Genomic DNA, 11008 nt, shown 5'->3' on the forward strand with positions numbered 1-11008 from the left:
CTTTCATAATCCATAGCGTAGCATATCTGTGTAGCAGCTAAAGCCTTGCACTAAAGTGCATAGTTTTGACTAGCGTACTGAAACAATAAATCTAAAATGAAGCATTCTTGATTTTTGCATCCACATGGTCTGCCATTAACTGCACCGAACCACTATTTGCAGCAACCAACTCTCTGCCGCGCTCACCTAAACGAGCCCTTTCATCGGCATGCTCACTCAGATGAGTCAGGTGATCCAACAAATCAACCTCGCCCTGCACCACCTCAAGCAGATCATTACTAATCAATAAACTGGTGACCCCTGCGAAGTTAAAGGTGTGGGGTCCCATCATAATGGGCAAGCCACAGGCCGCAGGCTCCAACGGATTATGTCCGCCATGTTCAACCAGGCTACCACCGACAAAGGCCAGATCAGAGGCCAGATAAAACAACAACAATTCACCCATACTATCACCAACAAAGACATCAGCATCAGCCATTGGCACCATGCCCTCACTACGGAGATGCGTAGTAAAACCCAATGAACCCGCCAATGCAGCCACTCGGGAAAAACGCTCGGGGTGACGCGGAACCAATACCAATAATGCCGTGGGATTCATAGCCTTAAAACGCTTGAATACATTCAGGATAATATCATCCTCACCCTCATGGGTACTGGCAGCAATCCAGACAAAACGATTCTCGCCCCATAAACGCCGCAGCGCCTCAGCCTGCTCAAACAGACTGGCAGGGATATGCAGATCAAATTTAATATTGCCACAAATAGGCACATGAGCTGCATCCGCTCCGAGGGCAATAAAACGCGCGGCATCCGCCTCAGTCTGGGCAGCAATCAGCGGGATCATACGCAAGGTCTCCCGGGTCAGCTTACGAACACGAGCATAACGCTGTGCCGAACGCGCTGATAAACGTGCATTCGCCAGCAACAACGGGACATCATGCATTGCCAACTGATAAAAAAGATTAGGCCAGATCTCGGTTTCCATCACAATCGCAATCCGTGGCTGAAAGCGTTTCAGAAAACGTGCCACTACCCAGGGTAGATCATAAGGACAATAAATATGCTGCACACTGTCGCCAAACATCTTGCGCACCTGTTCAGAACCGGTAGGCGTTGTCGTGGTAATCAACAGGGACTGACCAGGATAACGACGCTGAACCTCATGTACCAGAGAAGAGGCAGCGATCACCTCACCCACCGATACGGCATGAAACCAGATAACACCAGGGTTACTGTCTGACTTGTAAAAAGAAAAACGCTCACCCCAACGTTGCCAATACTGAGGCGCACGAAAACCTCGCCATAGCAGGCGCAACAGTACCAGTGGGGTTACACAATAAAGTGCGAGGGTATATAGCCGTCTCATATTTGTTAAAAATACGTCCTGTAAGTTCGAGACATGCATCACTCCTCTCTAACAGAGACACGCCGTAAACACATCCCTGTAGGCTCCACGCCCGCGTCCATGCGGGCAAGGGTCTCTGCTAGAGAGGAGTAATTCCTGTCCCTTGAGTTAATTAAGTAGCTATTTATTTAAAATATCCAGATATTCCTTCACACCCTGTGCAACATCCCTAAACTGATGATCGCAACCAATCGCACGCAAGGCACTAATATCGGCCTCGGTAAAACTCTGATAACGCCCCACCAGATGCTGCGGGAACTCGATATACTCCAGCTCACCTTTACCATGCCAGGCAATCACTGCATTCGCCACATCATTAAAGGCCTGGGAGTTTCCGGTACCTAGATTAAAGATACCCGAACACTGCGGGTTATCCAGGAACCACAGATTAACCGCCGCCGCATCACCAACATAAACAAAATCACGGCGTTGTTCACCATCACCATAACCATCACAACCAGCAAAGATCTTGATATTATTACCTTCCTTGATATGATTATTAAAATGGTAGGCAACACTGGACATCGTGCCCTTATGCTGCTCACGCGGCCCATACACATTAAAATAACGAAAGCCTACAATTTGACTCTTTGCTGTCGGTAACAGGCGACGCACATACTGATCAAACTGAAATTTGGAATAGCCATAAACATTCAACGGCGACTCATAACTCCGCTCTTCCTTAAACACCGAGCCCTCACCATAGACTGATGCTGATGAGGCATAAATAAAGGCGGCCTTATGCACCATACAATATTCCAGCAACACCTTTGAGTATTCATAATTATTCTGCATCATATAACGCCCATCCCATTCCGTTGTGGATGAACAGGCCCCTTCGTGGAAGATCGCCTCAACCGGGGCAGAAAAGCTATTACCCGACTGGATATATGCCAGGAAATCGACCTTATCCATATAGTCCATAATCTCGCAATCCACCAGATTCCTGAACTTGATACCACTAGTCAGATTGTCCACCACCAGGATATCGGTATAACCACGCTGATTTAATGCATGCACAATATTAGAACCAATAAAACCCGCACCACCTGTCACAATAATCATTTTTTATCAACCCATTATTGGTGCGTAATACGCACCCTACATCAAATAAACAAACTGGTGCGCGATGCACACCCTACCTCAAACCAATACACCCAACCCGTAGGGTGCGTACTACGCACCAATAAATATAAATTAACTCTTTATCCGCTCAATCATACTTGAGGTCGAACAACCATCCTCAAAATGCAACACAATCACCTCACCACCATTCTCTGTCACACATTGATAACCCGCGATATCCTCAGCCTGATAATCTCCACCCTTACTCAATACATCCGGCAACACCGAACAAATAAGCTCCTCCGGTGTATCCTGCCCAAAATCAACCACCCAATCAACACATTCCAGCGCTGCCAATACTGTCATACGCTGATCAAGTGGATTAATCGGACGACTATCACCCTTTAACCGTTTTACCGAGGCATCACTATTAACCGCAACAATGAGTCTATCGCCTAATCGTCGTGCCGCCTGTAAATAACTCACATGCCCGGCATGTAACAAATCAAAACAGCCATTTGTTATCACGATACGTTCATTATGCGCTCGTGCAACCCGTAACTCCGCCATCAACTGCTCATGTGTGACCACACCACTACCCATCGAGTGTTTTTCACTCAATACTCGCTGTATCTCAAAAACACTGGCATTCGCGGTACCCAGTTTAGCGACCACAATACCAGCAGCAATATTTGCCAGGAAGGTTGCCTCAGCCAGATCATGCCCTGCTGCCAATACCGCTGCCAATACCGCTATCACCGTATCACCCGCACCGGTGACATCAAATACCTCACGCGCCTCGGTAGCAAGATGCAATGCAGGCAAACCGCGCTGCAACAAGCTCATACCCTGCTCCCCACGCGTCACTAACAAGGCATCAAGATCACATTCCTGCATCAGCATCTCTGCTTTAGCAACAATATCGGCCTCATCGATACAGGCACCCACCACCGCCTCAAACTCGGAAAGATTAGGTGTGATCAGGCTTGCACCCTTGTAACGTGAAAAATCTGTTCCTTTAGGATCAATCAACACACGCTTGCCCGCAGCCCGAGCCTGCTGAATCATCGACTGTATGGAGCGTAGGGTTCCCTTGCCATAATCAGACAATACCACCACCGCAGCCGACTCCAGTCGTCGAGTATATTCAGACTCAACCAGTGCGTGATCACAACGGGCAAAACCATCCTCAAAATCCAGGCGAATGAGTTGTTGGTGACGACTAATCACCCGTAACTTGGTCACTGTCGGTGCCTGCTGCTGACGAATCAAAGCACTCTCAACACCTGCCCGCACCATCGCCTCATCCAGCTCAGTACCCGCCTCATCATCACCGATCAGACCCAATACCGTCGCATTCGCCTCCAATGCAGCAATATTCAACGCAACATTAGCCGCACCACCCGGCCTATCCTCACGGTCATTAATATGCACCACCGGCACCGGCGCCTCAGGCGAGATCCTTGAGGTTCCACCATGCCAATAGCGATCCAGCATGACATCACCTACCACCAACACCTTAGCCTGGTTGAAATCAGGAATAGCAGTCTTCATATAGATTCGTTAACCACAATGAATAAAACGTTATAATAACACAGCAATAAGATATCTCCGTTGTTTCAGTCAACTACAAGAGGCTCCCAATTCTTGCACATACTACGACAATATCTACACCCCCGTTACTGGCTAATCTGGCTCGGGCTAGCCTGTGCCTGGACGATTGCACAACTGCCTTATTATCTGCAGATGGCCTGTGGCAGAGGACTGGGGCGTTGTCTATTCCACCTATCTCCACGCCGCCGACGTATTACTCGAATCAATATCGCCTTATGCTTCCCTCAACTCAATAAACAAGAGGTACGACTGCGGGTAAAACAACACTTCCAGTCCCTCGGCTGCGGTCTAATCGAGACGGCTATGTGCTGGTGGACTCCTACAGATAAGCTCATACTCTTATTTCAACTCCAAGGAAAAGAATACCTGGATGCCGCACTCGCCAAAGGTAAGGGTGTCATACTGCTCAGCGCACACTTCACCACGTTGGAGATCGGTGGCCGCTTGCTGGCAATTAACACACCTTTCCATGTACTGTATCGTAGCCACAAGAATCCATTATTTGAAGCCATCATGCACCAGGCACGCAGCACCCACTTTGAAAAGGCCATCCCCCGCAATGATATGCGTGGCATGATCAAAAGCCTAAAGGCCAACACCCCGGTATGGTATGCACCCGACCAGGATTTTGGTCGAAAAAATGCGGTATTTGTCCCCTTCTTTAATATCCCTGCCGCCACCATTACCAGCACTTCACGGCTGGCAAAGATCACCGGCGCACAGGTCGTGCCTTTTTTTCAACAACGCCTGCCGCACGATCAAGGTTATCAATTAAACCTGCTACCCGCACTGGATAACTTCCCCTGTGGTGATGACAAGATTGATACCCGACGTATCAATGAGATCATTGAACAACAGATACGCAAACAACCCGAACAATACCTCTGGGTACATCGACGCTTCAAGACCCGCCCCGAGGGTGAGAGCGGCCTATATCAAGCGGACTCCAAATGAAAGATGTAACACGCATCCTGTTTATCAGCCTGAGTAATATCGGTGATGTCATCATGACCACACCAGTAATGGAACGTCTGCATCAACTCTATCCCAATGCCATTATGGACATTGTTGCCGACCAGCGTTCCAGCATCCTGTTTGAACACTGCCCTTACCGAGGAACGATTTTCCATAAGGATAAAAAAGCGGGTTGGCGCGGGATACTCAAATTACTATCCACACTACGCAAGACACGCTATGACCTGATTGTTGATCTACGCACCGATGGACTCGCCTATTTATTACGTGCTCGAAAACGCCTGACCAAATGGCATGCAAGACCTGAAGGTTCTCATTCTGTTCAACAACACATAGCAGTCATTGCCAGTATTAATGACGGATTGATTCCGCATACAAGGATATGGATTAACGATGCGATTCGTCACCAGGCACAATCGAGACTCAAGAAATTACCCGGCTCACGCCGACTCGCCATCGGCTCTGGTGCTAACTGGGCACCCAAGATCTGGCCAGTTGAACAATTTCGAGCACTAATCATTAGCCTGAAAGATCAATTTGATAGCGTCATTCTACTCGGTGGCCCTGGCGATCAGGCACGTTGCCAACAGCTCGCACAGGATCTACCCATTCCCAGCATTAATCTGGCAGGTCAAACTGATCTGTTAGAGGTTGCTGCCATACTAGAGACCTGCCAATTATTTATCGGCAATGATTCCGGCCTGGGACACATTGCCTCAGCAGTGGATGTCGCAACGATAAGTGTGTTTGGCCCCGGACAACCCGAACGCTACCACCCCTGGGGAGAAAAGGCCAAATGGATACAGAATAAAGAACAGGATATCAATGCTATCTCGGCAAACCAGTTACCTATAAATCTATAACAGGCCACATCATTAACTCAAGAGACAGGGACTCACCAAGTTAATCAAAAGTCTCTATACATTAAAAATACGGTTAATACAGGAAAACATAGCCTCATCATTCTTCAACCTTGTTAGTGCTGGCCAAAGCGGTTCAAGATCCAGCCCCTGCATATCATCCTCCAGACAGGATGCCAGACAATCCTCCCATAGAGCCAACTCACTACGCTGTTCCTCTGGAATAAATTTCCACACGCTCTCCACCAAGCGCAGGAAATCATAGGCTCTTTGCTGTTTCTCAGTCACATTTAATGATGGCCCATATTCGAAATCAATAAACACCATCTGCTCCATATCAGCATCTGACAGAATATTTGCCAGCGATGCATCCATGTGTGTAACACCCTGTTGATGTAATTGATGCAATGCCATCGTCGCCTTGCACAGGATAGCCCATACATAATCACGATCAGACATCATAATATCCTGCAGGGATTGCATCGGCAGATACCCACATACTAAAGCGTCAATAGATTGCCATAAAGGTTCTGGGGTCAACTCACCCCCTTGTCTGTAACAATCCCACTCACGCGAAATACGCCCATCCGTGTCAAGCGCTATAAATGGCATATCATTCGCTGGCGGTGAACGCTTTTTATAAGGGTTCGACAGACGCAACATAGCAATAGTGTTACCATTATCTTCATTCACATAATAAATACTATCGTGTCCACGTTGGCCTGCCTGAATGAGTTTTATTTCACTGGAAAAGAATGCTATTAACTCTCTCCTGATCTCTTCTCTACGGTGACGAATAAACCACTCCCCACGAAGATTCTCAATAAAACGCTTCAAGACCCTCATTGATCACCTGAATCTAATAGACCCCGCGCCTTCATTCCGGCACGGATCTCCTGCAACTCTGCAAAAATATTATCTTGCTCGGTTGATGAAAAAAACAAGGGGAAATGACCAACCGCCTCAGCCTCATTATCAGTAGAATGCAAGGGATTATCCTTTGGTCGCGTCCCGGTCTCTCTGGAAAAACGTTCACGAATGGCAGGCTTTATAAACTGCTTGGCATTAAAAACAAAGGGATGAACCTTATGCTCTTCATCGCTCGTCTCTACCGGATCGGGATCAAAAACAACAACCGCAATATAGGGTCTACCGCCACGTTTCCACTTGCCACCACGCATCTTTCGACTTTTAGTTAACCGAACATGCCAGGGAATCTCCTTGATCTTGAGTATCCGGTAATGCGTGGACAGCTCATCAATCATCGTCTGTGTCCAGTTCTTCTTTACCGCCACCTTGCGAATAACATACAGATTCATCTCACCTGCCAACTCATTCATTAAATGCGCGGGGAACCAGGCCTTATGATGATATTTAAAATCATTCTGGACATAGGCGATCATACGGTCTTCTGTAATACTCCAACCCTGTGCACCAAGATATTGATGAAAAGCATTATGCGTAATCTCAATCTCGACACCTAGCACCCGCTTAAGATTTACGATCACGTCATAGTATTTACTTTGCCTGGAACTTTCTGGATCATTCCAGTGAATGCCGGACTGTTCACTTTTATGATAGGTCAGATGATAAATCAGTGAAACAAATTCATTCGATTCATCAGGGATGTAAATACCTTGTTCATTCTTTACCCTGTTTTCCAGGATCAGCCTACCCATCTCCACAGGCAGATGTGAATGACCGATATAATCCGAGCCATGCAGGCCTTCAATACCATAGACATCTATCTTTCCACCCTTGCCTTTTTTTTCGGTATTAAATTTCTCCTTTAAGGCAGGCACTATCTTATCTTCCAACAAGATATCAACATCATCTCTTCTGGCTATATCATCAAGACTGGATCCAGCAGTCATATCAAGACGCAACAGCACATAAGTCGATTGCTGCCTATCCAGCCATGCCAATACAGCCCTTACTGATTTAACGTAAATACTCATTAATTATTCCAGCACATCCTGCAAGGCATCAAGTCCTTCATCAATATTAATATTATCATAATATGAACCCACTTCAGTCAGCCCATGAGGTGGAGGCTTACCATCAGGATAACAGCTATGATCATAAAGCACTGTCGACCAGGAACCATAAGGTGATGAACGAACCCAGTTGGTTGCGCCAAACAATCCGATGGTTGGTGTCTTCATTACTGCCGAGATATGCATGGGCCCTGAATCCGTTGACACCGTTAAAAACGCATCTTTTAGAATAGCCTTCAACTCCTGAATGGAGGTCTTTCCAGCAATAACATCAACCTCGCCAACAATCTCTTTAGCAACCTCATTAACGTATTTTTGTTCCTGTTGATCACCTACCATTACAAATTTTAGATGATAACGATTATACAAAACATGGCCGATCTCTTTCCATTTCCACACAGGCAGACGCTTTGATTCCCACTGAGGACTCGAACCCACATTTAAGACAATATAGAAACCCGGTTCTTGCCTGGGCTGATAATCCAGATCTTTAATAAAACCAGACTGTCCGGCTATCGCATAAAGCATATCGGTTACGGGTTGATTGTAAGATATTTCTGCACGCCTGAAACATCGAACTGATGACAGCCAGGTCATTGCACGACTTCTATCATTGTTCTGTAAATCAATAATAAAATCAAAGCCCTTTTTTCTAATCGCCAATATAGCTCGTATCACCTCGATTATTTTTTTATTTTTGAGAATAATAAAATCATCGAACTCATCCTTCATAAGTTCATAACCAATAGGCGAGGTTATAATGCAGGGCTTGTAATCAAGTGCTCTTAATATAGGCAAACTGGCAGCAAGATCACCCAACGCACTAAAACGAATAACAGCAATCTTCATTGTGTTATTTCCATCAAGGCCTGATTCAAACGTACAGAAACAACCGGGAGTGAATACTGCTCTATCGCCACCTGCCTGCCATGAGTCGATAGCCTTTTCATCAGATCATCATCCTTCATCAAGGATTCTATGGCATCTGCCATTCCGATAAAACCCCCCTTCTCTACAACAAGGGCATCCTGATTATGGGTAACGATCTCACTTGGCCCCTCACTGTCTGTTACCACTAGCGGCGTTGATGAAGCAAAGGCCTCAAGCACAATAATCCCGAAGGGCTCATGTAATGAAGGAATACAAAAAATATCACAACGCTTAAAAAAGGCCTCTTTATCATCCACCCAACCAGTAAATGATACTCTGTCATCAATCAATAGCTCATGTGCCAGGTTTTTCAAATGCTCTCCCTCATTACCATCACCTCCAATCAACGCATGACATTCTATTGAACGCTGCTTCAAAATAGCTAATGCGCGTAAAAATGATTCAAAACCCTTTTTCTCAACAAAACGACCCATCGCACCGACTACAGGAATATCATTAGCCACCTTGTCTATAGCAACTACATTCCTGTCAACCCTTATACAATTAGGAATAATATGAATAAGATCCTTATCAAATCCCTTTTCTATTAGTTGTTTTTTTATTTCGTGGGTAATACTCAATATCGCATCACACGATACAATGTGTTTAAAATTATAATTATGCGCAACCCCGATCAAAGGGATACCTGAAACCGCCTTACGCAACAAACAAATCGCTCTGTTACCATGAGCGATAACAACATCAGGATTTAATGCCTTCATCTTCTGTTTCAACTTATAGACACAAACAGGATCCCATTGACCCCTATTACCTATCAGAGAGACATCAACATCCAGTAATTTCAACTGATTAATACAGGCAGCATCGGGTGCTGCAAAGGCATGAACAGCATGATCATGCTGCAGCAGGGCCTCGGTGTAATCGACAAAGGCCTGCTCAATACCACCCAACCCTTTACCAAACATAACATTAACAATCTTCATCAGCCATTACCCCGATGAGGCGATCTGGTTTTAGCCCCCATTCCAATAGCAATAGACAACAACCACCATGACAATGAGCTCCAGTAACTACCATACAGAGCCATGTGCATATTAAAGGGGAAGTAGGCCATAATTGCAGCCAACAGCCACGGCAACATAAACTCACGCTCTTCTTTTGAGACTGAAAAATATCTACGAATCAATATATAAAAAAATATTACCAGCCCCAGCACACCAATTAACCCTGTCTCCAGCGCAACCTCAAGCAACATAAAGTGAGGATGTGTTGAGCCACTTCTGCCATCCTGCATCCAGTAGTTATCATCCTCTGCAAAATCTGTAAACACATAACGAAAACCTCTGGCACCAATCCCATTAATCCTGTTTTCCTCGAATGCCTTCCAACCCACCTGCCATAATGAAAGTCGTCTGGAGGTAGCAAAATCTATCGACTCAAAATTACTACTGAATACCCTGACACTTTTATCAACCACTCTTTCTACCGAGTCCACCTGCAATAAAGCCACACCCGATCCAAACAACAATAATACGGACAGTAAAACGCCTCTAATACCCAGGAAAGCAAAGATACCACGCCTGAACATTAACAGATAGACAATGGCCACTATAAAGATAGTCACCCAGGATGATCGGCTTCCACCTTTTATTATAATAAACAATAAAACAGGAATAATAAGCAGCAGCCAATATGATTTTTTATAATTATTCCTTACATACTCAATCAGAACCGGAGACAATACCGAGAGCACTAAACCCATAATAATCTTTGGATAAAACATACCCGTTATATCGTCACCCTTCATTGGGTTGCCCAGCAGGTTCTTTCCCAGAAAAAACTGTAACAAACCATCAAGCATCCAGAAAACAGCAATCCCGCTACAGGCTATTAAAAGGTATCGACGTGATACCCTATGCCGAAGGGTAATAATGATAAACACACTAATAAATGGATACAACAGATAACGATAAAATGTACCCGAGGCAGACTTGAACCAGACCGCATCCGGTAATGAAAGCAATAATGGGATAGCCAAACATAAAAACAATAGAAACATTGTCTTTATTTCGCGATCCTTGGCAAGGGTGGCGTATGATTTGTAGACTATAACCATGCCTGATACAGCCATAATAAGTAACGGTAGATTAAATAATGCCTTGGTGGTAAATAGAAAAAGAGTGGATGCAATTAACATCCAG

Annotated in this window: 10 protein-coding genes; 2 read left to right on the top strand and 8 right to left on the bottom strand. The window is 45.4% G+C overall.

Translation table 11 applies throughout. The features are described from left to right. Positions 1-91: 91 nt before the first annotated feature. The 3 genes from GXP22_08505 to hldE all read right to left on the bottom strand — a co-directional run bounded on the left by GXP22_08505 (position 92) and on the right by hldE (position 4024). A complete protein-coding gene (locus GXP22_08505) occupies positions 92-1366 on the bottom strand; it encodes a 3-deoxy-D-manno-octulosonic acid transferase (GenBank protein ID NOX09510.1) in 1275 nt (424 codons plus the stop codon). Between the two features lie 159 nt (positions 1367-1525). Further along, positions 1526-2470: an ADP-glyceromanno-heptose 6-epimerase gene (rfaD, locus tag GXP22_08510; GenBank protein NOX09511.1), complete on the bottom strand. Its 945-nt coding sequence runs from the start codon at positions 2468-2470 to the stop codon at positions 1526-1528. A 132-nt stretch (positions 2471-2602) separates the two neighbouring features. Further along, the gene (gene hldE / locus GXP22_08515; GenBank protein ID NOX09512.1) at positions 2603-4024 is read right to left on the bottom strand and encodes a bifunctional D-glycero-beta-D-manno-heptose-7-phosphate kinase/D-glycero-beta-D-manno-heptose 1-phosphate adenylyltransferase HldE; all 1422 of its coding nucleotides are present in this window, start codon (positions 4022-4024) and stop codon (positions 2603-2605) included. Positions 4025-4117: 93 nt separating this feature from the next. Here hldE and lpxL point away from each other — a divergent pair, with 93 nt between their 5' ends. Both lpxL and GXP22_08525 read left to right on the top strand, forming a co-directional pair. Next, a complete protein-coding gene (gene lpxL, locus GXP22_08520) occupies positions 4118-5038 on the top strand; it encodes an LpxL/LpxP family Kdo(2)-lipid IV(A) lauroyl/palmitoleoyl acyltransferase (protein NOX09513.1) in 921 nt (306 codons plus the stop codon). Next, positions 5035-5922 carry a glycosyltransferase family 9 protein gene (locus GXP22_08525; protein NOX09514.1) on the top strand — a complete coding sequence of 296 codons (888 nt, stop codon included), beginning with the start codon at positions 5035-5037 and terminating at the stop codon, positions 5920-5922. Before lpxL ends, GXP22_08525 begins: the two co-directional genes overlap by 4 nt. A 54-nt stretch (positions 5923-5976) precedes the next feature. Here GXP22_08525 and GXP22_08530 read toward each other — a convergent pair whose 3' ends face one another. From GXP22_08530 to GXP22_08550, 5 genes are all read right to left on the bottom strand, one after another. Further along, positions 5977-6765 (bottom strand): hypothetical protein, encoded by a 789-nt coding sequence (locus GXP22_08530; protein NOX09515.1) that lies wholly within the window; start codon positions 6763-6765, stop codon positions 5977-5979. Next, the gene (locus GXP22_08535; protein NOX09516.1) at positions 6762-7877 is read right to left on the bottom strand and encodes a hypothetical protein; all 1116 of its coding nucleotides are present in this window, start codon (positions 7875-7877) and stop codon (positions 6762-6764) included. The genes GXP22_08530 and GXP22_08535 overlap by 4 nt, the downstream gene beginning before the upstream one ends. Before the next feature lie 3 nt (positions 7878-7880). Next, entirely contained in the window at positions 7881-8765 is an 885-nt protein-coding gene (locus GXP22_08540; protein NOX09517.1) for a glycosyltransferase family 9 protein, read from the bottom strand. Next, positions 8762-9790, bottom strand: coding sequence for a glycosyltransferase family 4 protein (locus GXP22_08545; GenBank protein NOX09518.1), 1029 nt, complete (start codon positions 9788-9790; stop codon positions 8762-8764). The genes GXP22_08540 and GXP22_08545 overlap by 4 nt, the downstream gene beginning before the upstream one ends. Continuing rightward, a partial coding sequence (locus GXP22_08550) for an O-antigen ligase family protein (GenBank protein NOX09519.1) occupies positions 9790-11008 on the bottom strand: 1219 nt, incomplete at its 5' end. The genes GXP22_08550 and GXP22_08545, both read right to left, overlap by 1 nt.

The organism is Gammaproteobacteria bacterium, from assembly GCA_013151035.1.
Classification (GTDB): domain Bacteria; phylum Pseudomonadota; class Gammaproteobacteria; order JAADJB01; family JAADJB01; genus JAADJB01.

Coding starts and splice junctions, on each gene's coding strand:
- GXP22_08505 (NOX09510.1), bottom strand. CDS start 1,366: ATGAGACGGCTATATACCCTCGCACTTTATTGTGTAACCCCACTGGTA.
- rfaD (NOX09511.1), bottom strand. CDS start 2,470: ATGATTATTGTGACAGGTGGTGCGGGTTTTATTGGTTCTAATATTGTG.
- hldE (NOX09512.1), bottom strand. CDS start 4,024: ATGAAGACTGCTATTCCTGATTTCAACCAGGCTAAGGTGTTGGTGGTA.
- GXP22_08525 (NOX09514.1), top strand. CDS start 5,035: ATGAAAGATGTAACACGCATCCTGTTTATCAGCCTGAGTAATATCGGT.
- GXP22_08530 (NOX09515.1), bottom strand. CDS start 6,765: ATGAGGGTCTTGAAGCGTTTTATTGAGAATCTTCGTGGGGAGTGGTTT.
- GXP22_08535 (NOX09516.1), bottom strand. CDS start 7,877: ATGAGTATTTACGTTAAATCAGTAAGGGCTGTATTGGCATGGCTGGAT.
- GXP22_08540 (NOX09517.1), bottom strand. CDS start 8,765: ATGAAGATTGCTGTTATTCGTTTTAGTGCGTTGGGTGATCTTGCTGCC.
- GXP22_08545 (NOX09518.1), bottom strand. CDS start 9,790: ATGAAGATTGTTAATGTTATGTTTGGTAAAGGGTTGGGTGGTATTGAG.